The organism is Dysosmobacter acutus (assembly GCF_018919205.1).
Lineage (GTDB): Bacteria > Bacillota > Clostridia > Oscillospirales > Oscillospiraceae > Oscillibacter > Oscillibacter acutus.
In genome coordinates this window covers 1,994,310-2,016,029 of sequence record NZ_JAHLQN010000001.1, presented here as the reverse complement: position 1 = coordinate 2,016,029, position 21,720 = coordinate 1,994,310, and the positions used below count along the sequence as shown (strand labels likewise).

Annotated in this window: 23 protein-coding genes; 7 read left to right on the top strand and 16 right to left on the bottom strand. The window is 56.7% G+C overall.

What is annotated here, in order from left to right; translation table 11 throughout:
• The 14 genes from nusB to KQI82_RS09675 form a co-directional block, all read right to left on the bottom strand.
• Window positions 1-450 carry a transcription antitermination factor NusB gene (gene nusB, locus KQI82_RS09740; RefSeq protein WP_216632571.1) on the bottom strand — a complete coding sequence of 150 codons (450 nt, stop codon included), beginning with the start codon at window positions 448-450 and terminating at the stop codon, window positions 1-3.
• A gap of 31 nt (window positions 451-481) precedes the next feature.
• Window positions 482-841, bottom strand: coding sequence for an Asp23/Gls24 family envelope stress response protein (locus tag KQI82_RS09735; RefSeq protein WP_216632570.1), 360 nt, complete (start codon window positions 839-841; stop codon window positions 482-484).
• A gap of 96 nt (window positions 842-937) precedes the next feature.
• A complete protein-coding gene (locus KQI82_RS09730; RefSeq protein WP_241426682.1) occupies window positions 938-1,477 on the bottom strand; it encodes a SpoIIIAH-like family protein in 540 nt (179 codons plus the stop codon).
• Between the two features lie 47 nt (window positions 1,478-1,524).
• Complete coding sequence (locus KQI82_RS09725) at window positions 1,525-2,049, bottom strand: stage III sporulation protein AG (protein WP_216632568.1); 525 nt, start codon at window positions 2,047-2,049, stop codon at window positions 1,525-1,527.
• Between the two features lie 5 nt (window positions 2,050-2,054).
• Window positions 2,055-2,522: a stage III sporulation protein AF gene (locus KQI82_RS09720; RefSeq protein WP_216632567.1), complete on the bottom strand. Its 468-nt coding sequence runs from the start codon at window positions 2,520-2,522 to the stop codon at window positions 2,055-2,057.
• Window positions 2,519-3,556, bottom strand: a complete 1,038-nt coding sequence (locus tag KQI82_RS09715) for a stage III sporulation protein AE (RefSeq protein ID WP_241426681.1) — start codon at window positions 3,554-3,556, stop codon at window positions 2,519-2,521. Before KQI82_RS09715 ends, KQI82_RS09720 begins: the two co-directional genes overlap by 4 nt.
• Before the next feature lie 32 nt (window positions 3,557-3,588).
• Window positions 3,589-3,966, bottom strand: a complete 378-nt coding sequence (locus tag KQI82_RS09710; RefSeq protein WP_241426680.1) for a stage III sporulation AC/AD family protein — start codon at window positions 3,964-3,966, stop codon at window positions 3,589-3,591.
• Window positions 3,967-3,979: 13 nt separating this feature from the next.
• Window positions 3,980-4,174 (bottom strand): stage III sporulation protein AC, encoded by a 195-nt coding sequence (gene spoIIIAC, locus KQI82_RS09705; RefSeq protein ID WP_187334241.1) that lies wholly within the window; start codon window positions 4,172-4,174, stop codon window positions 3,980-3,982.
• Window positions 4,175-4,242: 68 nt separating this feature from the next.
• Complete coding sequence (locus KQI82_RS09700; protein WP_216632565.1) at window positions 4,243-4,725, bottom strand: stage III sporulation protein AB; 483 nt, start codon at window positions 4,723-4,725, stop codon at window positions 4,243-4,245.
• Window positions 4,719-5,618, bottom strand: a complete 900-nt coding sequence (locus tag KQI82_RS09695; RefSeq protein ID WP_216632564.1) for a stage III sporulation protein AA — start codon at window positions 5,616-5,618, stop codon at window positions 4,719-4,721. The genes KQI82_RS09700 and KQI82_RS09695 overlap by 7 nt, the downstream gene beginning before the upstream one ends.
• A gap of 150 nt (window positions 5,619-5,768) precedes the next feature.
• Entirely contained in the window at window positions 5,769-6,605 is an 837-nt protein-coding gene (locus KQI82_RS09690) for a hypothetical protein (RefSeq protein ID WP_216632563.1), read from the bottom strand.
• A 142-nt stretch (window positions 6,606-6,747) separates the two neighbouring features.
• A complete protein-coding gene (locus KQI82_RS09685) occupies window positions 6,748-7,572 on the bottom strand; it encodes a nitrilase-related carbon-nitrogen hydrolase (protein ID WP_216632562.1) in 825 nt (274 codons plus the stop codon).
• A 139-nt stretch (window positions 7,573-7,711) separates the two neighbouring features.
• Window positions 7,712-9,322, bottom strand: a complete 1,611-nt coding sequence (locus KQI82_RS09680) for a PucR family transcriptional regulator (protein WP_216632561.1) — start codon at window positions 9,320-9,322, stop codon at window positions 7,712-7,714.
• 53 nt (window positions 9,323-9,375) lie between these two features.
• Window positions 9,376-10,260 (bottom strand): LysR family transcriptional regulator, encoded by an 885-nt coding sequence (locus tag KQI82_RS09675; RefSeq protein ID WP_216632560.1) that lies wholly within the window; start codon window positions 10,258-10,260, stop codon window positions 9,376-9,378.
• Between the two features lie 317 nt (window positions 10,261-10,577).
• Here KQI82_RS09675 and KQI82_RS09670 point away from each other — a divergent pair, with 317 nt between their 5' ends.
• Genes KQI82_RS09670 through KQI82_RS09645 form a run of 6 tightly spaced genes read left to right on the top strand, consistent with a single transcriptional unit; the run spans window position 10,578 to window position 16,292 of the window.
• Window positions 10,578-11,930, top strand: coding sequence for a purine-cytosine permease family protein (locus tag KQI82_RS09670; protein ID WP_216632559.1), 1,353 nt, complete (start codon window positions 10,578-10,580; stop codon window positions 11,928-11,930).
• The gene (locus KQI82_RS09665; protein ID WP_241426679.1) at window positions 11,931-12,584 is read left to right on the top strand and encodes an aspartate/glutamate racemase family protein; all 654 of its coding nucleotides are present in this window, start codon (window positions 11,931-11,933) and stop codon (window positions 12,582-12,584) included.
• Window positions 12,585-12,602: 18 nt separating this feature from the next.
• Window positions 12,603-13,544 carry a DUF1177 domain-containing protein gene (locus KQI82_RS09660; RefSeq protein ID WP_216632558.1) on the top strand — a complete coding sequence of 314 codons (942 nt, stop codon included), beginning with the start codon at window positions 12,603-12,605 and terminating at the stop codon, window positions 13,542-13,544.
• On the top strand, window positions 13,541-14,206 hold the full coding sequence (locus KQI82_RS09655; protein WP_216632557.1) for an AroM family protein: 666 nt from the start codon (window positions 13,541-13,543) through the stop codon (window positions 14,204-14,206). The genes KQI82_RS09660 and KQI82_RS09655 overlap by 4 nt, the downstream gene beginning before the upstream one ends.
• Complete coding sequence (locus KQI82_RS09650) at window positions 14,207-14,971, top strand: hypothetical protein (protein WP_216632556.1); 765 nt, start codon at window positions 14,207-14,209, stop codon at window positions 14,969-14,971.
• A 19-nt stretch (window positions 14,972-14,990) separates the two neighbouring features.
• Window positions 14,991-16,292 (top strand): M18 family aminopeptidase, encoded by a 1,302-nt coding sequence (locus tag KQI82_RS09645; RefSeq protein WP_216632555.1) that lies wholly within the window; start codon window positions 14,991-14,993, stop codon window positions 16,290-16,292.
• Window positions 16,293-16,374: 82 nt separating this feature from the next.
• Here KQI82_RS09645 and KQI82_RS09640 read toward each other — a convergent pair whose 3' ends face one another.
• On the bottom strand, window positions 16,375-17,454 hold the full coding sequence (locus KQI82_RS09640; RefSeq protein WP_216632554.1) for a DUF3048 domain-containing protein: 1,080 nt from the start codon (window positions 17,452-17,454) through the stop codon (window positions 16,375-16,377).
• Between the two features lie 207 nt (window positions 17,455-17,661).
• On the opposite strand from KQI82_RS09640, the gene KQI82_RS09635 reads away from it, so the two are divergent.
• Window positions 17,662-18,198 (top strand): DUF4364 family protein, encoded by a 537-nt coding sequence (locus tag KQI82_RS09635; RefSeq protein WP_216632553.1) that lies wholly within the window; start codon window positions 17,662-17,664, stop codon window positions 18,196-18,198.
• A gap of 45 nt (window positions 18,199-18,243) precedes the next feature.
• Here the strand turns inward: KQI82_RS09635 and KQI82_RS09630 are convergent, their stop codons facing one another.
• On the bottom strand, window positions 18,244-21,711 hold the full coding sequence (locus KQI82_RS09630; protein WP_216632552.1) for a DNA polymerase III subunit alpha: 3,468 nt from the start codon (window positions 21,709-21,711) through the stop codon (window positions 18,244-18,246).
• Window positions 21,712-21,720 lie beyond the last annotated feature (9 nt).

Here is a 21,720-nt window from a genome sequence, read left to right as displayed (position 1 = left end):
CTATTGAGAAACTTCCTGCCGGACGAAACTGCCCAAAATCCCGTTCATAAATTTTACGGTTTCCGGAGTCTCGTATCTCTTGGCGATCTCCACCGCTTCATTGATCGCCGCGCCGTTGGGAATCTCCGGCATATAGAGAATCTCATACATGGCCACACGCATAATGGCGGAGGCCACCAGCGGAATCCGCGCGAAATTCCATCCCACCGCATATTTGGCGATGTAGCCGTCCAACTCCGCCGCATGCTCCGCCACGCCGCCCACCAGCGCGCGGATATAGGCCGCCTGCTTGGCGTTGGGCGGCTCCTGATAGAGCGCGTCCTCCGGCGCCAGGCGGGAAAACGACTCCGGTGTCAGGCGGCTCTGGAGCAGCTCCTCCACGGCCTTGTCCGTGAAGTTCAGCTCATAGGAAAGGTGGATTGCAATCTCTCTTGCGGTATTCCGCGTCATAGTCAATTCGTCCTTTTCTCTTTTGTTGACGTTACAGGCTGATCCCGGTCACATGAACGTTCACGGTGCTCACAGAAAATCCGGTCATCGCCTCCACGGCGGAGGCCACGGCCTTCTGAACGTTTTCAGCCACCTCGGGAATGGCGTGGCCGTAGGAGACATTGAGATACAGCTCCAGGGAGATGGCATCCTCGGCGACGTCCAGCTTAACGCCTTTGGCCAGACCTTTTTTCATCAGTTCCGACACGTTCCCGGCACTGGTGGACATCATGCCGGCCACGCCCTCGACCTCACGGGCGGCGGACACGGCGATGGCGGCAACCACATCCTCGGAAATATTGATACTTCCGCCCTCTTCCAGATGGGTCATATATTCTTTGTTATCGCTCATTCGCTTACTCTCCTCTGAACAATACGTCTTTTGTAACATGCATAATAAGGGATTCTATTTGTTTATTTTATCACGCCGCCCTGTAAAATACAACCACTAATTTGCCGCCATAATTTTGATCTGATCCGCCTTGTACCCGGTTTCCGTCATGGCGATATCGGTAATTTTTGCCACATCCTGGGCGCTCAGCTCTCCGGCGTCGGGAGTCGCCACCACCACGCTGAGGCTCTCAGCGCCCATGAACGCCACGCAGTCTGTGTAGCCCTTGGCGGTGACCAGGTTTTCAATCTGGGCCTCCTGAAGCGTGTAGGACGCCAGGGCCTGAATCCCCTCGGAGGCCGCGTTCAGCGTCTCCTGATCCGCGGACTCCTCCTCAGACGCCTCCTTGAGCAGGTTCAGTGCGTTGTCCCGAGCCTGCTGACGGGTCAGCCGGGCCGTTGCAAAGTAATCGGAACCCTCCCCGTAGACCGCCGCCTCGTCCGTGGGCCCGCCGTCGGTCTCCGTCTTGCTGACCAGAGTGGATTCCCCCAAGGTCTTGGTCTCCACCGCCTCACCGGGATCCGCCACATTTCCGGCGTATTTCCAGTTCAGATACACCGCCGCGCAGACAAAGAGCAACACCGTCGCCACTACCATGTTCCGTTTGAAATTCCTGTTCATCGTACGTCCCCTTTTCCAAATTATCACTGACATCTGACCACCGTAATCCGATCTGAGCTCAGCCCGGTCAGGGCGGCCACCGCCTGGGTGAGCGCCAACTTTACCTCCGGGTTTGCTCCGCCCTCACAAACCACCAGCGCTCCCCGGTAAACCGGGCAGGTGCTTTTTGTGATGATCGCTCCTTCTCCCCCGCCGCTCTCCGAGAGCACCACAGTCTCCGAGCGGCGCTGGTAATCCTCCGGAGCCTCCGTTGCCCCGCTGTAGCTCAGCTCTGTATCCTGGGCCAGGGCCTTTTCCCCTGTGGAGTCCAGCGTGAGCATCAGCGTCAGGTTCCCCGCGCCGCTGATCTTTGAGAGGATAGACTGCATCCGCTCCTCCGTCTGCTCCAGTGTGGGCTCCTCCGCTGTTGCCGGGGCGGCGGCGGGCCCCTCCTTTTCCCGGCTCCCCGAGGGCCAGGCAAGCAGCGCCACACCGGCCAGAATCACCAGCACTACATATTTGTAGCGGTCCCACAGCGATCGCACCGCGTCTTTTTTGTTTGCCTTCATCGTTTTCATGTTCCTTTCCAGGTCTGCTTTTCCCTGGGGATGCCTAACTCCTGCTCGATGTAGCCGGCAAGCTCCTCTGAAGTCTCTCCGCTCAGCGTCACCTCCGTGGGACAGGGCGGGTCGGAGCCCTCCACCTTGACGGAAGGCGTGCATCGAACCCCCAGTTCGTCCGCTTTGTCTGAGATATATGCTTCCGTTTTCTCCTGTATGATTGTCCGGAGCGTTTTTTCATTTTCCGCCGCGTAATCGGCCTGCTGCGACCGGACCTCCGCCTCCCAGCGGCTGTAGTCCATGGAAAGCTCCTCCGGCTGAATCTGAAGAAGCGGCTGGAGAATCACCAGCAAAAGGGCCAGTCCTCCAGTGAACCGGGCAATCTTCCGGATGGACCCCTCCGGGATGATGCTCTCCACCAACGACACCAGCACCGTGGCCGCCACGATGCCGGTCAGCCAGCTTCTCAGCGCCTCAATCATGGGATCACCGCCGCCACGGAGGAGAGGAGGGAGATCAGCAGCAGCAGCGCGCAGGAACCGGTCATCCCCAACACCAGGCCAAAGGCGCCGCCCAGACCGTTGAGCAGCTTCACCAGCGGCGCTATTCCCACCGCGCCGGAGGCAAAGGCCGCCAGTTTATAGAGGAGGTACTGCACACCTAACTGCAAAAATGGGGCAAGACAGGTGGCCATCACCACCAGCATGCCGAAGATGCCGATGGTGTTTTTCAGCATGCCGGCGCCGGCCAGCACCGTTTCCGAAGCCTCGGAGATGATGCCGCCCACCACCGGGACCATCCCGGAGATGGCGGTCCTGGCCACCCGGACGCTCAGCGCGTCGGCGGCGCCGGAGATGATGTGCCCCACGCCCAAATAGGCGGTAAAGATCAACAGCGCGCCGCTGAGAATCCAGGTGATCACCTTTTTCAGCATCTCCGCGATCCCCCCCAACGGGTAATCCGGCAGCATCACCCCGGCGGTCAGCGCCCCTATGTACAGGTAGGTCATGGGGATGAGAATGCCGTTGATCAGATTGAGCAGCAGGTCCACAAAAAACACGGTGGCCACCTGATGCACCGTGGCGGTCCCCACCGACCCGCAGGCCGCCGTCGCCGCCGCCAGGGTGGGCAGCAGCGCCTTGGAAAACTGGTTGAGCTCCTCAATGGTCCCGGCGCCCAGGCCGATGAGCGAGTCGATGCTCCCGGCGGAGAGCAGCGTAATGGACAGCGCCCCGGCCATGGGCACAAAGTTCCGGATTCGGCTGCTGGCCGTACCCTGAAAAAAACCGTCCGTCAGGCCGCACAGCAGCACCACCATCAGCAGCAGCACCAGGTTCCGCACCCGGGAACGCAGTATGGTCCCCAGCTGATCCTGCACAGCCTGTCCCATGCGTCCGATCCCCTCATTGAGGGCGCCTGCTCCGCCAAAGTCCATGCCCTCCAAGAGCTTCTGCTCAGGGGCGGCGTCCGTCAGATTGTCGGGAATCTCCGCAGCCGCGGTTGACGTGCAGAGCATGCATGTTAGCAGAAAACAGATCACAAATCGTCTCATAATAACTCCAGCAGCAGCTTGATCACCGACCGCAGCAGGGGCAGCGCAGCAAGGATGGCGCAGATGGCGCCCGCCGTCTCCGTCAAAGAGGCCAGGGCCGACTCGCCCGCATCCCGGCAGAGGTCGCTTCCCACTTTCGCCACCAGGGCGATGCCGACGGTTTTCAGAAGCGGCGTAAATACCGCCTGAGGCACTGCCGTCTCCTCCGTCAATTCCTGTAAAAACTCCAGTATCTCTCCCGCGTCCTGCAGCAGGCAGAGCAGGATCACCGCGCCCACCGCCAGCGTCAGGAGCAGCGCCGTCTCCGGCGCGTTTTTCTTCATCAGCAGTCCCAGTACGGCGCCGACGATGCACAGGACTGCCACCTGGGCCATCCGCTCCATCCTTCTAAAAGTGGAACAGTGTCTTGACCAGTTCAAAGAGGTCACTGATCTTTTGCACCAGCATCATCAGGACAATCACCAGCCCGGCCAGCACCACCATCAGCCCCTGCTCCTCCCGGCCGGAGCGAATCAGCAGTTGATTGAGAACCGCCACCAAAATGCCAATCGCCGCAATTTTAAAGATCAAATCCACATCCATCGTCAAGGCCTCGCTTCTGTAAAATTTGGACATGCTCCACTCTATGAGCGCGTGGGGCAGGATATGCCTCAAAGCAGCAGGATCACAAGAAACAGCGCTCCGGAAGCGCACAGCGCCGTGCAGAGCTTTTCTCTGTCCTTCTGCCGGTTTCGCTCCGCCTGGGCCTGCTGGCGCAGCTGCCGGGCCGCCCAGGTGAGATGCCTGCGCACGCTGGCCTCGTCCCCGTCCAGCCGCAGCTCCATCAAAACCCGCCGGGCCGCGCCTGAAAAGTAACGGGCCGCCTCTTCCCGCCAGGCCTGTCCCAAATCTCCGCCCCGGGCGGTCCGGTCGGCGACGGCGCCAAAAAAGCCGCCGGTGAAGCGGTGGGAAATCAGCTTTTTCAGCAGCCGGGGCATGGGCGTCAGGGAAAGGGCAATCTCACTTTCCATCTGTTCCAAATCCGACGCCATCTGCTCCACCAGCCGCAGCTCCTGCCGCCACCGACTCACCGTGTCGTACCAGCCCCAAAATCCTCCTGCCAGGATCAGGAGGCATCCAACTGACCTCAGCATGGCAGTTCTTCCACCTGGTAGACGCGTTCCGTTCCCTTGCAGCGGATGAGGACCGCCCGGTCAAATACCCGCGCGTTCAAAAGCTGGTGAAAGAGGGGCTTTTGCATGAGCTCCTCCGTCCCTGAGGCATGGATCGTGGCCAGGAGGGAAACACCGCAGTTGGCCGCGGAGGCCATGGCCCGGATATCCTCCTCCATGGTGATCTCATCCACGGCGATGATCTGCGGATTCATGGCCCGCATTACCATAGGGATGCCCATGGCCTTGGGGCAGCCGTCCAGCACATCCGTACAGTTCCCCATATCCATCTGCGGCTCCCCCTGGCAGCACACCGCGATCTCCCCCCGCTCGTCCACCACGCTGACCCGATGGGATGGCCGCCCCTCCCCTCCGTTGGAGAGGCACCGGACCATGTCCCGCAGCAGCGTGGTCTTTCCCCCTCCCGGCGGCGCCAGGATCAGAGTGCTTTGGAATGTGCCCTCCTCAAAGAGCTGAGGCATGAGCGGCTCGGCGATCCCGATCTTCTCCCTTGCGATGCGGATGGCCACGGAGGTCAGATCCCGCAGGTTGGTGTTGACGCCGTCCCGCAGAACCGCTGTGCCGCAAAGCCCGATCCGGCAGCCGCCTCTGGCGCTCAGGTATCCGTTGCGCATCGATTCCACCGCGGAGTAGCGGGAGAATTCCGTGGCCATATTGACCACCGTCTCCAAATCCTCCCCGCTCACCTGCTCATTCCATGGCCGCTGTTCCCCCTCCGGCGTCAATATGGACAGGGGACGGCCCACCCGCAGCCGAAATTCCTCTGCCTGCCGCTTGACCTCTTCAGGCAGGTGGTTCACCTGGGTCCGCAGGCGCATGGGCAGGCACTCCGCCGCCTGCTGAAAGCATGTCATTGCAGTCCTTTTATATTCCACAGGTCTCTCCCCTTTCCTTTTCACTCTACTCTATGAACGCTCGTCCCACTCTATGACGGAATCTTTTTGCCGGATGACGTTCGGACAAAAAAACCCGCCCGCCGAATATCGGCGGGCGGGTCCTGCGTGTTACTTACAGCAGCAGTAGGCCTTTGTATCCTCGTAATTTTCAGGGTTGCGGATGGTGTTGGGCGGGAAGAACTCGCCGGTGGGGAAGGAAATGTTGCGGAACAGGTCGCAGGGGTCATCGCCGGAATTTCCGCTGGCGCACTCCTTGTTGGGCATGCAGTAGTCGTACACGGGCACCAGCAGCTGGGTATCCCGCTCCAGGCGAACGATGGAGAACTGGCCCAGGGTGACATAGACACGCTTGCAGTCGTCTCCGCTGCAGAGGTCCGCGCCAAAGCAGTTGGTGACGCAGCAGGGAATCTCGCACAGGTCGCAGTCGCAGCAGCGTCTGTCGCAGCACTCCGTCAGCTTGGCATCCAGCACAATGGGATCCACCGCTTCCACCACGGCAATCGGCATATTGCTCTTCTCTTTCATCTGGCGGTCCATATCGCCGACACGCAGTTCAGAGGAGAAAATCTTGGCGCTGCCCTCGCTGCCGAAGAGGATCACCCGCTTATCGAACACGCACAGACCCTCCACCTCAACAGGGCGGGGACAGCTCAGATAAGCCTGCAGGGTAACGCGGTAGAAAAAGCGCATATCGACGGTGTAAAAGCCGCGGTTAAAGGACACGGGCTCCACATCCACATAGACGTGGCACAGCTCGGCGGACCCGCCCTTCACGTTCAGGGCGCGGTTAATCGTCTCCACAGAAGACAGCGTGGGATAGAAGCGCAGGTCTTCTACACAGTCTTTGTCTCTGCAGGAATCATAGATTTTTTTCGTGTGAATGCAAACAGCCTCCCGAAGGCCGCAGTTGTCGTCAACAGGGCCGGGCATGACTTTATCAGGCATTTCAATACCTCCTAATAAGTAACTGAGTTGAAAGAAGGACTCTTTCAATCCAGTGTATGCGCCTGCCTGAAAAGCGTGAGGGGAGCGGATGGCTCCGCTCCCCTTCTGTTTATGATATACCTTAAAGAGACACGCAAAAGGCTTAATACATCTCCGCAATCTTCTGATACGTCTCCACACGCCGATCCTGCAGGTAAGGGACGTCGGTTGCGCGATGATAGGCCACATCGTCCATATCAATCGTATGTACAAGCAGAAATTCCTCATCCACCGGCGCCTCAGCCAGCAGATGGCCGCGGAAGTTGTAGATCTTGTTGTTGCCGAACATGTGGCAGTCGCCCTCCGTGCCAACACGGTTGATGCCTGCGACAAAGCAGCAGTTTTCCAGGGAGCGGGATCCGAAATAGGTATCCCACATGTCCTTGTCCCGAATCGGGAACGCGCTTGGGCAGAGAATCAGCTCCGCGCCGGAGAGCGCAAGGATGCGGGATACCTCCGGGAAGCCGCCGTCGTAGCAGATCATGAGACCCACTTTGCCAAAATCCATATCGAATACGGGATAGCGGTCGCCGGCTCTGAACCAGAACCGCTCTCCGGCCCAAAGGTGGGTCTTGTTATAGGTCCCCATCAACTGGCCGTCTCTGGAGATGACGATCAGCCCATTGTAGAGAAGCCCGGGGATTTTGCTTTTTAAAACAATAGGCGCAACAATATACATGCTGTGCTTCTTGGCAAGCTCCGCAAGAAATGCAAATGTTGCGCCATCGGGCTCCTCGGCAATGTCAATATATTTGGGTCCGATGATGGAGGGACTATAACCCGTTGAAAACATCTCCGGGAAACAGATGATGTCCGTATGCTGCTGAGCGGCCTGCTCAATAAAGTCCTTTGCCTTGCTCAGGTTGGCTTCTTTGTCCAGCATGGCGCAGTCCATCTGAACAAGTCCAACCGTGACGTTTCTACTCATGGCAATTACCTCTCTTATGGCGTTTGTGCTGGCAAAAAGGAGGATTTTTTGTGTGTAGAATAAGTATAGCAGATAATTTTTCTCACACAACTTCCGCAGTGCACCATTCTCAGCAGCTTTTTTTGTGCATCGCGCACAATCACTTTGCAAGGTAATGGTCGATTTGAGTGGCAAGGAGCATCGTTTCAATATCTCGCTGGTTGGTCAAATCCAGATTGCAGAGCTCTTTGATCTGCTTCATGCGGTAGGCCAGAGAGTTTCTGTGCAAAAAAAGTTCCGACGCGGTAACATTTTGAACCCCAAGGTTTTTGGCAAGATGGAGGGCGGTTTTGACCAAATTCGTCTTGTGGGCGGCATCGTATTCTTTCAGAGGGCCCAGAATGCGTCTGGAAAATTCCCGGCACTCCGGCAGCTCTGCAATCGCGCTGTAAAGGCTCGGCAAAGCCGTGTCACACGCGAAGACCACTCCTCCGCAATGCCCGTCGATGCGCTCTAATTTGATTGAGTTCGCTAAAGTGCGGTACTGGGGAGCGATATCAAGATATTTTCCTATGGGGTCTGATATGGCGCTGATCAGATTCAGGTTTCTCTGCGCCAACAGAGTATTGTGAACGGCCTGCAGAGCAGACTGGATTTCGCCGGCCGGCGTGGACGCATCGAAAAAACAGGCGATCTCATTGTCCTGGCTGATCAGGATGTTTTCAGAGTGAACCTCCCTGAGCGTGTGGGAAAAAACCGGGATGCTCTCCTTTAAGAGGCTTCTCTCTTTCAAGGCGTCGCTCTCCTCCCCATCCGCTTGAAGCAAAAGCTTGCTCAGAGAAATGCGAAAGGGCGGCCGGCTCCAACGCAGCGATTTTGCCCGGATGGCCGCCTCCGTCTCAGAGGAGACGCGCCGGTTCACGATCTGGTCAAAAAACTCTTTTCCCTCACGTATCTGGGACTTCAGCTCTCTTTCACACATCGAGAGCTCCAGGGCCAGATAGGAAGAGGCCTGCTGAATCGCGGCGGTGCATGCCGGGGTTAAAGTGCCGGTTTCACCGAATGCCATCAGATAGTTGGAGGAAGAGACCTGATCCGGAATCTCAAAATAGATGCAGTCGTATGCCGCGTTGCCCCGCGCCACGGAAAAGACGCTGTTGGGTCTGCCTTTTGCCGTGAATTCTTTGCGAATGCAGGAAATCCCCTGTTTTTCTTCAATGAATATCTCAGGATTGGACCGCTTGGCCGGGGACTGCTCTGTGACATGAAACGAGCTGTCCGCCACAAAGAGAGAGCATCCCGTCAGATCGCCGACCAGGTCCAGCATTTCGTTTACGCCGCGGCCCTGAATCTGCATGTTCAGAAACTGCCGGCGCATTTGTTCAGTGAATTGATAGATGTGGTTCTGTTCATTTGCCAGGGCCTGCATCAGCGGATTTGTGATTTCCACAAAGGGAAACTGCGGCGGTATCTGGATCAGGGGGACCGCTATCTCATCCGCCAGGGCAATGGTTTCCGGCGGGATATCTCCCAAAAACCTTGTTTTCAGAGCCAGACCCGCAGCACCGATGACCTTCATTTTGCGCAGCAACTCGCCCAGGGCACGGCTGTCTTCACGGATCGCGTATGCGGTTGTGACCACCAGTTCATTCTTTCGGAGCCAGGGCCCGATATCCGGTATCTCCATGGTATCCACAAAGGTGATGGGATTGTCCAGACCGCCGCTTCCCGCGATCAGTTTGAACTCTCTGAACTCAGGCAGATTGAGCATATCTCTGACGCAAAAGGGCAAGGCTGATGCCACCTCCTGAAATCGTTGATGCATTAGACATTCATGAGATTGTTGTCTGAAAAAAACGCGATGGTCTCCTTGCGGAAGAGATTCACCGTGGGCGAGATATACTGGGGAAATACGGTAATCAATCCGATTGTTCTAAAAGGCGCGTTTTCAATTGGATACATGTTGATCCTGTCGTCCCGCGGATATGTGATGGCAGCAGTGATGCGAAAGCCAAAGCCCTGGCGGATATACTCATAGCAGGATTCATCGTTGTCGATGCGGAAAACAGAGTCAAAGGGAATGGCCGCGCCGGACAGAATGGAATTTGTCTCTTCGTCAAAATTTTCAGTGCGCAGAATGATGGGCATGTCCCGCAGGTCCTCAGCGGTCATATAGGTCCCATTGCGGGGGAAATAGTCTTTTGGCGTAAAGCAGACCATTGGCGTTTTATGAAGCGGGATGAAGGAGGATGCGTTGTAATAGGAGTTAAACACGATTGCAAGATCGATTTCACCGCGTTCCATCCACTGCTTGATTCTCACGTCGTTCGACTGGCGAATGGTGATCCGGATATTTGGGTATTTCTCGTGAAACCGCTTTAATATGGAGGGAAGCCAGTTTCGGATCACGTTGTTATACGCGGCAATGCATACGGCCCCCTCCACGGAGTTCTTCAGCCGCGAGGCCTCCTCCTGCAGCGCGGTGCCGGACTTCAGATAGTTCTGAACATAGGGAAGCAAGGTCTTTCCGTTGCTTGTCAGTTCAAAGCGGTTGCGCTCTCTGATAAAAATCGGATAGCCGACATTCTCCTCCACCTTTTTGATCATGTGGCTGACCGCGGAAGGCGTGAGATCAAGGATGTGGGCGGCCTGCGTGATGCTGTGGTGTTCGGCAACCATGGCGACTACGTTCCAGGAATAAAGAGACATGGAAACCTCCTTTGAGTATCTTTTCAAGTTTAATCATAGGATACATCTTACATGTTTGTCAATAACTATGAAAAAATTCGCAAATTTAGTCAAAAAAGCAGAGTATATCCAAAATTTTCGCCGATAATTAGTTGAATAAATGCTCAATAACTTGTGACTATTTTTGCTATTTACATCAAATGAGGCGGTGGATATAATAAAATTATTCTGTTGTGTGTGGCAAATTGGATATTTGATGTGTGGCATTTTCATAAAGGAGGCTGGCCTAAGTCAGCCTCCTTTATGAAAAAAGAAAAGATTTTGAAAGGGGAAGGAAAATGAAGCAGGAAAAAAACGTCGCGGGAGCGGCGGAAACAAAAGAGGTTTTTAATGACTATGAGTTTTCTCCCGTCCCGGAGGAAAAGAAAAACACATGGAAGGCCCAGGTCTTTGTCTGGCTGGGCGTCGGCTTCTGCCTGACGGCCTTTACGCTTGGCGGACAGATTGCGCTTGGCCTCGGCTTTTGGCCGACGGTGGCGGCCGTGTTTATCGGCGGTATCATTCTTACCCTTGTTGGCTGCCTTGTCGGAGCCATTGGCGTGAAAAGCGGACTTTCCTCCACGGTCTCGTCCCGTTTTACCTTCGGCACATACGGCGCCATTGTGTTCGGCATCATCAACGCGCTGTGCAACTTTGGCTGGTTCGGCTACCAGTGCACGTTCTTCGGCAGCAGCATTACCAGCATGTTCAAGCTTGCGGCCGGCATCGATGTGAATCTGACCGTGTGCATCGTCATCGGCGGTCTTTTGATGATGGTTACGGCCATCGTGGGCTACAAGGGGATCAAGGTGCTGTCCCAGTTCGGCGTACCGCTCCTGTTTTTGCTGGTTATCTTCGGTGTGGCTAAGACTTTTACAAAGGTTCCCGCCTCTGAAATTTTCTCAGCCGCTCCTGTCGCGCCGATTTCCTTTGCCACCGCGGTCTCCCTGATGGTGGGCAGCTTTATTGTGGGCGTTTCCATCGTTCAGGACTTTACGCGCTACTCCAAGACGGTTAAGGACTCCTCCATCGGCGTTACACTTGGTTTCACAATTGGCTATCCCGCGGTTGTGATCTGCGGCGCTATTTTTGCCTGCGCCTTCCAGTCCAATGACCTCACCAATACGTTGATCCATGTTTTGGGCTTTGGCTATGTGGCGGCGTTCATCATTGTGGTTGCAACCTGGACCACCAACGACAACAACCTGTATCAGTCCGTCCTGGGCCTGACCAATGCCTGCCACGGCATCATCAAGCTGCCCCGCTGGATTACGACGGCCATCTGCGGCATCATCGCCACGATCATGGGCGCAATCGGCATGATTGACTGGCTGGTTCCGTTCCTGAATATCCTCTGCGTGGTTGTTCCCCCCATCACGGGCGCAATGCTTGCCGATTTCTACATCCTCAAAAACGCGGACAATTATAAATTTGAGCTGATGGACAAGATTCCCAATGTGAGAAGCGACACAAGCATCGGCGCGATCTTCGGCTGCCTGGTGGGCCTTTGCATGAATGAAGCCCCTGTCGGATTCGGCGTTCCCTTTATGGTTCAGCTGTCCACTGTGGTTCCCACCGCGCTGGTCGCAATGGCGTGCTCCGTCGTCGTGGTTATTCTCATCAATAAATTCTCCAAAAAGAAGGCGGATTGATTGAAGAAGAAAGAAGTCGCGGTAATCCGGGTTGTCACGACAGAGGATCAGAAGCTTCTTCAGATGCACGGGGCCCTGATTGAGCAGTATTATCCTATGGTGCATACCACCTCATACTGTATTGAAGATCAGCCCTCTGGAATCCACAGCCCTGAGACAAAGGCCCTGGCAATCCCTAAAATCATAAAACTTGCAAAAGAACATCGGGACGCGGCTGCCATTGTAATCAGCTGCTGTGACGATCCGGCCGTCAGGGAGCTGCGGGAGGAGCTGAGTATCCCGGTATTTGGCGCGGGCCAGTCGGTGTGCGCGGTTGCGCAAACCTACGGCACCAAAATCGGCATACTTGGCATCACCGAGTATGCCCCCGGCCCCTACCATGAACTTTTGGGAAACAGGCTCATCAATTTGGGAAGGCCCAAGCATGTAACCTGTACGCTGGACCTTATGACCGAGGCGGGCCGCAAAGGCGTTATAGAAAAGGCACAGGAACTGAAAAATCATGGCGCGGATGTCATTGCACTTGCATGTACGGGAATGAGTACGATCAAAATTGCCGGCGCGATCGAAGAACAGTGCGGCCTCCCTGTGATTGACCCGGTGATGGCGGAAGGCCTGTTTGCATGCTACGCATGCCTGAGAAGTGAAAAATGAAAGTAGCAGGAGAATGTTATGCTGATTAAACAAGTGATTGAGGTATTTGATTTACTGGACAGCGCCCGCGCTTCCGGCGAGAGCGTTCAGAGCTATCTGCAAAGCAAGGGCGCGGCGGATATCACCGTGAAACGGATTCAGGGCGGAGCGCATTCCACAGATTTCATAAAAATCGTTGTCCCCGGAAAGAATGGAAAGACGGCGGGCGGCTCCGCGCCGACCTTTGGCGTTGTGGGAAGACTGGGGGCCATTGGAGCGAGGCCGGAAGTGACCGGGTACGTGTCCGATGGAGACGGCGCGCTGTGTGCGCTGTCCGTCGCCTCCAAGCTCATCGACATGAAGGCAAAGGGCGACGAGCTGGAGGGCGATGTCATCCTCTGTACCCAGATCTGCCCCAACGCCCCCACGCAGCCTCACGAGCCTGTTCCGTTTATGGGCTCCCCTGTAGATATGGCCACTATGAACCGGGAGGAAGTCGACGGCGCCATGGAGGCAATCCTCTCCATCGATACGACCAAGGGCAACAATGTGATCAATGTGAACGGCTTTGCCATTTCTCAGACCGTGAAGGAGGGATATATCCTCCGGTACAGCAGCGACGTGCTTGACGTGATGCAGCGGACGACGGGAAAGGCTCCCCACACCTTCGGCGTCTCTGTACAGGACATTACGCCGTACGGCAACGATCTCTACCACTTGAACAGCATCCTCCAGCCCTCCATCGCAACCAACGCGCCTGTGATCGGCGTTGCACTGACAACAGAGCTTCCGGTGGCCGGATGCGCGACCGGCGCTTCCCACTTTGTGGATGTGGAAGAGACGGCCCGTTTTGTATTGGAAGTGGCAAAGGCGTTCTGCGACGGAAAATGCCGGTTTTACGACGAAGCTGAGTTCCAATCCATTGTAAAAAAGTACGGCAAAATGAATCACCTTCAGACGATGGGAGTTGGTGCTGAGTGAAAAAGATCGGTGCCATTACCATCGGCCAGGCGCCAAGAACCGATATCTCAGAGGATATCGGCGATATCTTGGGAAGCGATATTGAGCTCATTCAGGCCGGAGCGCTGGATGGATTGACCATAGAAGAGGTAAAGCGGCTGAATCCCGACGGAACAGGTACCACCCTTGTGAGCAGAATGCGTGACGGCACCGCTGTCACGCTTCAGGAGCAAAAAATTCTGCCCCTGATGCAGCAGAGAATTGATGATCTGGAAAGCCAGGGCGTCGGCGCGATCCTCATTCTGTGCACAGGTGAATTCCCGGAAACCTTTTTGTCAAAGGTTCCTCTCATTTATCCCAGCAAGGTCATCTGCGGCATTGTGGCGGCGCTCAACAATGTGAGCCGCATCGGAGTGGTTACGCCGGATCAGGATCAAATCGAGGACATCAAAAAAAAGTGGGGGAAAATTGTGGAGACGGTGATCCCCGTCCAGTGGAACCCCTATCTAAAAAAGAAGTCCGAACAGGCCGCGTCGCAGCTGCGGGACGCAAACGTGGATCTGGCCGTCATGGATTGCTTTGGATACAGCAGTGGGATGAGGGAATTCCTTGCTGAAAGGATTTCCAAACCGGTGATCCTGTCAAGAACCATAGCGGCCCGCATTTTACGGGAGATTGCGTAAGTGGAAGCCTGCTCGCAGATTTTTTTGACGGTCAACACCGGAAAATGGCTGATTGCACAAGCGGTTTTGGAGCTTGACTGCGTCAAAGCCGCGCTGCAGTCCGGAAAGGTTGTTTTAAAGGGTGGAACCACTGTGTCCTGTATCTCGGAGCTGCTGCTTGACTATCCGCTGAAGATATCGGGCCGGCTCACTCCGAAGGGCGCTTTGCCGAACCGCCACGTTACCAGGCAGGCGTATGGGATTCTCGTTGAAAACGGAGCGGCGCGGGGCATTGATTCCGAGGTGGAGGAATGCGTTGTCCGTCTGGGGCCCGGTGACGTTGTGATCGCAGGCGCAAATCTCATTGACGCACAGGGAAACGCCGCCGTGTTGGCTGGGAGTCCCGGCGGCTTTCGATGGGGCCGGGCCATGGCCGCGATGTGTACGGAGGGGGCCCGCGTGATCATTCCCGCAGGGCTTGAAAAACTTACACCCGGCTCCGTGACGGAGGCCATAAAATCGGCCAGGCGGAAAAATATCGACCAGTATGAGGGGATGTCCTGTGGACTTTTTCCTGTGGTGGGTGATATAATCACAGAGTTAGAAGCAGTGAGACTATTGGCAGATGTGGAAGCGTGCGTCATTGGCCGTGGGGGAATACATGGCGGAGAAGGAGGAACCCTTCTCCAGATTCACGGTGAGGCCGATGAACTCACCCGCCTGCAAAAGATCGTGCATCTGTGCCAGGAAAAGAAAACAGGGGGCGATCCAGTCTCTCTGTTCTGATTGGAAGGAGAGAAGTGCAATGGCATACAGCAAGGAACTTTTGGACTTTATACAGCATCATCCCAGCGTATATCATGTGATTGAAGGACAGAAACAGCTTCTTCTGGAGGCGGGATATGAGCAGCTCCTTGAAAGCAGACCCTGGGCGGTCCGGGAGGGCGGCAAGTATTTTGTCACCAGAAACGGCTCTGCGCTGATTGCGTTCCGCGTTCCGAAGGGGCGGTTTCACGGCTTCATGATGATGGCAAGCCACAGTGATTCCCCTGCGCTGAAGATCAAGGAAAATCCGGAGATCACGGTGGATGGAACGTACCGGAAGCTCAATGTCGAGCTGTACGGCGGCGCTCTTCTGGCCCCATGGTTTGACCGTCCCCTTTCCGTCGCGGGCCGGGTTTTTGAAAAAACGGCTGAGGGAGTCCGGATGCGCCTGGTGCACGTTGACCGGGATTTGCTCTTAATTCCAAGCCTTGCGATCCATATGAACCGGGAAGTCAACTCCGGCTATGAGTATAAGGTGCAGCGGGATATGCTTCCTCTTTACGGAAGCGCGTCGGCCAAAAGCCTGCTGGAGGTCGTTGCGCAAGAGGCGAACCTCCCGGCAGAGGCGATCTTAGGACACGATCTGTTTGTTTACAACAGGCAGGCTCCTGCCATCTGGGGCGCTGAACAGGAGTTCATGTCCAGCCCAAGGCTTGACGACCTCCAATGCGCGTTCTCCTCCCTGTGCGGCTTTTTGGAAGCCTCCCCTGCCGAGAGCATGCCGGTTCATGTTGTATTCGACAATGAGGAAATCGGCTCCTCCACAAAGCAGGGCGCCGCCTCAGGATTTTTGGAGGATACCCTCAGAAGGGCTGTCGAAAGCCTTGGTCTTACGGAGAACGAATACCTGGAGAAGCTGTCTCAAAGCTTTATGCTCTCGGCGGACAATGCCCACGGCATGCACCCGAACTATATGGACAAATGTGACCCGGTCAATCACCCTGTACTGGGCGGGGGCGTCGTGGTCAAATACAGCGGAAATCAGAAGTATACCACGGATGCGGCCTCTGCGGCGATCGTCAATATCCTTGCTGAGCGATCTGGCGTAAAGCTTCAAACCTTTACAAATCATTCTGATATTCCAGGCGGGACCACGCTTGGAAACATCTCCATCCAGCATCTTGCGGTGAAGACCGCCGACGTGGGCATTGCGCAACTTGCGATGCACTCCCCTTACGAGACCTGCGGCAGCCGCGACACAGAGGAGCTTGTGGGACTGGCGCGGGCCCTGTTCTCCTCTTCCATAGTTGAGCATGGAGAAGAAGAGTACTTGATCCAGTGACCTGTGAAAAACAGGGGACAGTCGCTTAAAAGCGCCTGTCCCCTGTTTCTTCTTTTTCATGGCAGGTGTCTTTGACTGCTGCTCACTCTGCGGTTACCGCGCTGTCCAGCCCCACAATGCAGACATATGTGGTACCCCGTCCCAAGGTCAGCGGTGTGCCGTCCTCCAGGGTGTAAGCAAAGGGCTCCGTCCTGCCGGACTTGCTCCAGCGAATAGGCACGGACTTGCCGCCGCAGCAATACATCCCCTCGCCGCCTGAACTCAGATCCACGGAGATGCGTCCCGCGCTGTCTCCGGAGATCAGGCTGATCCGCGTCCGCAGGACCAGTACATTGGTCACCGCCACCTGATCTCCCGTGCCGCCGTCCACATAGGCGCCGTTGTACTGGCCCACCAGATAGGCGCCCTCACCGGCGTCATAGTCAAACGTCCCTGTCTTGGACTTTGAAAACTTCACGCTGACATGTTCGGCCGCGCTGCCGCCCGCCGGGGTTCCGTCCTCGGCGAATGTCATCTCATACCGGTATCCGTCCTCATGTTTTGTCGCATAGCGCCCGCCGGCAAGGTATTCCTGAATTTTCTCACCGGAGGTCAGCAGACTGTGCTCGTATCCCGCGTTCTTTCTCCGCTCCGGGTCCCGCCAATAAATTTCCTGCTCACTGCCGCCGTTGACCCCGTCCAGATTGTCCACCCCCCATTTGGGGATGCAGGAATAGGCCTCCGGGCTGCCCCCGGCATGCACCAGAATCGCATCATGTCCTAAGGCAATCTCCAGATAATAGGCCCTTGTGCTGCGGATGCTTCCCAGGTCACCCACTCCATCCAGGTCCTGAAAAACCGCAAGCATGCGGGTAATACCTCCCTCCGCAAGCACCTCATAGATGATGTCCGCCTTGGAGACGCCTAACTGCGGAAGGGATGCCTTGAGATTGTTCAGCATCACCGCCACCGGACGCTGATCCGCCTTTTCCGGATCAATCCCCAACCCTGTCAGCGGATTGCGGGCCGCAGGCTCCTGAGGCGGCTCCTGAACCGGAGCCAGCTGCAGCGAGGACGCGGAGGCCCTGCTTTGACTGGAGGAGGATGCCTCTCCCGCTTTGCAGGAGGCAAGGGTCGTCATCATGAAAACCGCCAAAATCAGGCTAAGCATTCGTCTGCTCATACGGTAGCCGCCTTTCTACTGAGTCTGTATACGCGGAAATTGTCATATTTTGTCTTTTCCCTATCATACCAAGGATTTGACGGGTTCGTCAAGGGAATTTGGCAAAAGGGAAATTTTTGCTATACAAACCTGCGCTCTGTGCGCTATAATAAGAATACAGGCTGCGGTGAATAAGCGCGGCATTCTCGTCTCCAGGAGGCTGAAAGCGTGGCAGGGTTTGGTTTTATTCGGGACAAATTAGAGATCAAATTTTTGATCCTGTATATAGCGGACAGGGTGATTGAACCGATCCCCTTTGATACGGTCCTGGACCTGACGCTGTGCGACGGCGGGATCGACTATTTTGACTTTTCAGACTGTCTGGCAGACCTGGTGCGCACCGGGCATCTGACCCTTTCCAAGGACGGCCTCTACGCCATCACGGATAAGGGCCGGCGCAACAGTGAAATCTGCGCCTCCAGCCTCCCCTATTCCGTCCGCATCCGCACCGATAAAAACGTATCCATCTGCAACCAAAAGCTCCGCCGCAAGAGCCAGGTGAAGGCCTCCACGACCCGCAGGCCCAACGGAACCTATACCGTGACGCTCTCCCTCAGCGACGACGTGGGCAGCGTGATGGAGCTGGACCTGATGGTGCCCAAGGAAGAGATGGCGCAGGAGGTTGAAAACCGCTTCCGGACCAATCCGGAGGGTCTCTACTCCGCCCTGCTGGGCACCTTGCTTGGGGATGGAAAGAAAACATAATAAACAGTGGACGCCGCGGATACCCGCGGCGTCCCTTTTCTATTCCTACTTGATGACGATGTTTTCTTTGCCGATGGTCTCCCGCAGCTCCTCCAAAAGCGCCCGGTGCAGCAGGCAGCTGGTCCCAAAGAGTTTACCCGTGTCCGCCATGCGCATCTTCACCGGCGTGGTGCCGGGGAACATCTGAAAGACTATCTTCATATGCTCAAATTCCGGGCTCTGGGCGCCGGGGAAACGGAGGTAGAGCACCTGGCCGTCCAAGACTTTCCCGTCGCCCCTGCCCGCCGGCGGCTCCTCCGGAAGTCCCTCCCGCAGGGGCTGAATGGAGTCGGCCATGATCTGAGGCGATTTTTCATCCCGCACGGAGAGCCTGCCCTTCACGATCACCACCTGATTTTCCTTCAGATAGCTTCCGCAGGTTTCCAGCACCCGGGAAAAGCACAAAAGCTCCATGGATGCCGTATCGTCCTCCACCATCACGTAAGCCATCAGGGAATTGTTTTTCGTGGTCTTGGTTTTGCTGGAGGTCACCACGCCGGCGATGGTGATGCGCTGGTCATCGGCAAAGCGGGTGGGGCCTGTCTCCTGGGCGAAATCCTCCAAAATGGAGGCAATGGGCACGGCGCCGGACTTTTTTGCAAGGTCCCTGTAGTCGTCCATGGGGTGTCCGGAGAGATAGAGGCCCGTGCTGTCCTTCTCCATGCTCATCAGCTCCGACGCAGTGTACTCCGGCACATCCGGCAATTGGATGTGCCCTGCCCCGGAGGGCTCGGAGGCGCTGGCAAAAAAGTCCATCTGCCCCTCAATATTTTGGCGGCGGCTGCTGGCGATGGCGTCCAAAACCCGCTCATAGACCGCCATCAGCTGGGAGCGCCGGACACCCATGGAGGAAAAGGCGCCGCTGCGGATCAGGTTTTCCACCGCCCGTTTATTCATATCGCTTCCGCTCATCCGCTCACAGAAATCCTGGAAGGAGGCAAACGCTCCTCTTTCCCGCTCCTCCATCACCGACTGGATAAAGCCCCGACCGATGTTTTTGATGGCCACCAGCCCAAAGCGGATTCCCTTCTCCTCCACGGTAAAGCGGTCGCAGGAGCGGTTGATGTCCGGCGGCAGCAGCTTGATGCCGCAGTCCCTGCACTCGGCGATGTACTCGGAAACCTTGTCCGAGTTGTCCAGCACCGACGTGAGCAGCGCCGCCATGTACTCCTTGGTATAGTGGCATTTGAAGTAGGCGGTCTGATACGCCACCACCGCATAGGCCACGGCGTGGGCCTTGTTGAAGGCGTAGTTGGCAAAGTCGTATATCTCCTGATAGATGGCCTCTGCCGTCGACTCCGGTATGCCGTTGTTCACGCAGCCTGAAATCCCACGCTCCGCGTCCCCGTGGATGAAGGCCTCCTTTTCCCGCTTGATCTGCTCCGCCTTCTTCTTGGAGATGGCACGGCGCACCATATCCGCCTGGCCCAGAGAGTAGCCGCCCAGGCGGCGGAATATCTCAATCACCTGCTCCTGATAGACGATGCAGCCGTACGTGATGGAAAGAATCGGCTCAAGAGACGGATGCTGATAACGGATCATCTGCGGGTTCTGCTTGCAGGCGATGAACCGGGGAATGGATTCCATGGGACCCGGACGGTAGAGGGCGATGATGGCGGTGATGTCCTCGATGTTCTGGGGTTTGAGTCCCACACACACGCCAGTCATGCCGGTGGACTCCATCTGGAATACACCGGAGGTTTGGCCCCGGGAGAGCATCTCAAAGGTCTCCGCGTCGTCCTCCGGTATGTCCTCCAGCCGAAAGCCCGGCTGATGAAGCTGGAGCATTTTCACCGCGTCGTCCAGGACCGTCAGGTTCCGCAGACCCAAAAAGTCCATCTTCAAAAGGCCAAGCTCCTCCAGTGTGGTCATGACATACTGGCAGACCACCGCGTCGTCGTTCTTGGCCAGGGGCACATACTCATAGACCGGCATTTTTGTGATGACTACGCCGGCGGCATGGGTGGACGCGTGGCGGGGCATGCCCTCGATGGAACGGGCAATGTCGATGAGCCGGTGGATTTTCTCATCGCCCTCATAGAGGTCGGACAGCGGCTTGGAGAGGCGCAGCGCCTCATCCAGGGTGATGTGCAGCGTGGCGGGCACCTGCTTGGCCACCACGTCCACCTCAGCGTAGGGCATGTTCAGCACCCGGCCCACATCCCGAATGGCGCCCCGGGCGGCCATGGTGCCGAAGGTGACGATCTGCGCCACGTGGTCGTCCCCATACTTCTGTCGGACATAGTCCACCACCTCGCCCCGCCGGGTATCCCCGAAGTCCATGTCGATATCCGGCATACTGACCCGCTCGGGGTTGAGGAAGCGCTCAAAATATAATCCGTATTGGATGGGATCGATGTCCGTGATATGGAGGCAGTAGGACACCATGGAGCCGGCGGCGCTGCCCCGGCCCGGCCCCACCGGGATCCCCGCTTCCCTTGCAAAGCGCACAAAGTCGGAGACAATGAGAAAATAGTCCGTAAAGCCCATCTTCTCGATCATGTTCTGTTCATACTCCAGCTGCGGACGATGGGTGTCGTCGTCGCCGTAGCGACGGCGGTATCCCTCATCGCAGAGCTTTTTCATATAGGAGAAGGAGTCATAGCCTTCCGGCAGCTGAAACTCCGGCAGGTGATACTTGCCAAAGGTGAACTCCACGTTGCACCGCCGAACAATTTTCTCCGTATTCTCAATGGCCTCCCGGGGGAAGAGCTCCGCCATCTCCGCCTCGGAGCGCAGATAGAAATTCTGGGGCTCATAGCGCATCCGGTTTTCCTCATCCACCGTCTTGCCCGTCTGAATGCACAGCAGCACATCGTGGCTGGCGGCGTCGGACTTGCGCAGGTAATGGGCGTCGTTGGTTGCCACAATGGGCAGTCCCGTCTCCTCGTGAATGCGCAAAATCCCCTGGTTGACAAGCTTCTGCTCGGCGATGCCGTGGTCCTGCATCTCAAGGTAGAAGTTATCCTCCCCAAAGAGCTCCGACATCTCAAGGGCATAGCGCTTTGCCCCTTCGTAGTCCCCGTTCTTCAGCCGTCGGGGAATCTCGCCGGCAAGGCAGGCCGAAAGGGCGATGAGGCCCTCGTGGTGCTCCCGCAGCAGCTCCAGATCAATCCGCGGCCGGACGTAGAACCCATCCACAAAGGCCATGGAGACCATGTAGCTCAGGTTCCGGTATCCGTTCTCATCCTTGCACAGCAGCACCAGGTGGCGGCTCTCCGCGTCGTATTCATGCTGCTTTTGAAGCCTGGTGCGCCCCTCCGGCGTCACATAGACCTCGCAGCCGATGATGGGCTTGACGCCCTCCGCCTTGCAGGCGCGGTAAAAGTCCACCGCGCCGTACATGACGCCGTGGTCCGTGATGGCGCAGGCCTCCTGTCCCAGCTCCCTGACCAGCTTGGGAAGGTCCCGGATCCGGCAGGCTCCGTCCAAAAGGCTGAACTCCGTATGTACATGCAGATGGGTAAAGGCCATGCTCTCCCT

Coding starts and splice junctions, on each gene's coding strand:
- nusB (WP_216632571.1), bottom strand. CDS start 450: ATGACGCGGAATACCGCAAGAGAGATTGCAATCCACCTTTCCTATGAG.
- KQI82_RS09735 (WP_216632570.1), bottom strand. CDS start 841: ATGAGCGATAACAAAGAATATATGACCCATCTGGAAGAGGGCGGAAGT.
- KQI82_RS09730 (WP_241426682.1), bottom strand. CDS start 1,477: ATGGTAGTGGCGACGGTGTTGCTCTTTGTCTGCGCGGCGGTGTATCTG.
- KQI82_RS09725 (WP_216632568.1), bottom strand. CDS start 2,049: ATGAAGGCAAACAAAAAAGACGCGGTGCGATCGCTGTGGGACCGCTAC.
- KQI82_RS09720 (WP_216632567.1), bottom strand. CDS start 2,522: ATGATTGAGGCGCTGAGAAGCTGGCTGACCGGCATCGTGGCGGCCACG.
- KQI82_RS09715 (WP_241426681.1), bottom strand. CDS start 3,556: ATGCTCTGCACGTCAACCGCGGCTGCGGAGATTCCCGACAATCTGACG.
- KQI82_RS09710 (WP_241426680.1), bottom strand. CDS start 3,966: ATGGCCCAGGTGGCAGTCCTGTGCATCGTCGGCGCCGTACTGGGACTG.
- spoIIIAC (WP_187334241.1), bottom strand. CDS start 4,174: ATGGATGTGGATTTGATCTTTAAAATTGCGGCGATTGGCATTTTGGTG.
- KQI82_RS09700 (WP_216632565.1), bottom strand. CDS start 4,725: ATGCTGAGGTCAGTTGGATGCCTCCTGATCCTGGCAGGAGGATTTTGG.
- KQI82_RS09695 (WP_216632564.1), bottom strand. CDS start 5,618: ATGACATGCTTTCAGCAGGCGGCGGAGTGCCTGCCCATGCGCCTGCGG.
- KQI82_RS09690 (WP_216632563.1), bottom strand. CDS start 6,605: ATGCCTGATAAAGTCATGCCCGGCCCTGTTGACGACAACTGCGGCCTT.
- KQI82_RS09685 (WP_216632562.1), bottom strand. CDS start 7,572: ATGAGTAGAAACGTCACGGTTGGACTTGTTCAGATGGACTGCGCCATG.
- KQI82_RS09680 (WP_216632561.1), bottom strand. CDS start 9,322: ATGCTCAATCTGCCTGAGTTCAGAGAGTTCAAACTGATCGCGGGAAGC.
- KQI82_RS09675 (WP_216632560.1), bottom strand. CDS start 10,260: ATGTCTCTTTATTCCTGGAACGTAGTCGCCATGGTTGCCGAACACCAC.
- KQI82_RS09670 (WP_216632559.1), top strand. CDS start 10,578: ATGAAGCAGGAAAAAAACGTCGCGGGAGCGGCGGAAACAAAAGAGGTT.
- KQI82_RS09660 (WP_216632558.1), top strand. CDS start 12,603: ATGCTGATTAAACAAGTGATTGAGGTATTTGATTTACTGGACAGCGCC.
- KQI82_RS09645 (WP_216632555.1), top strand. CDS start 14,991: ATGGCATACAGCAAGGAACTTTTGGACTTTATACAGCATCATCCCAGC.
- KQI82_RS09640 (WP_216632554.1), bottom strand. CDS start 17,454: ATGAGCAGACGAATGCTTAGCCTGATTTTGGCGGTTTTCATGATGACG.
- KQI82_RS09630 (WP_216632552.1), bottom strand. CDS start 21,711: ATGGCCTTTACCCATCTGCATGTACATACGGAGTTCAGCCTTTTGGAC.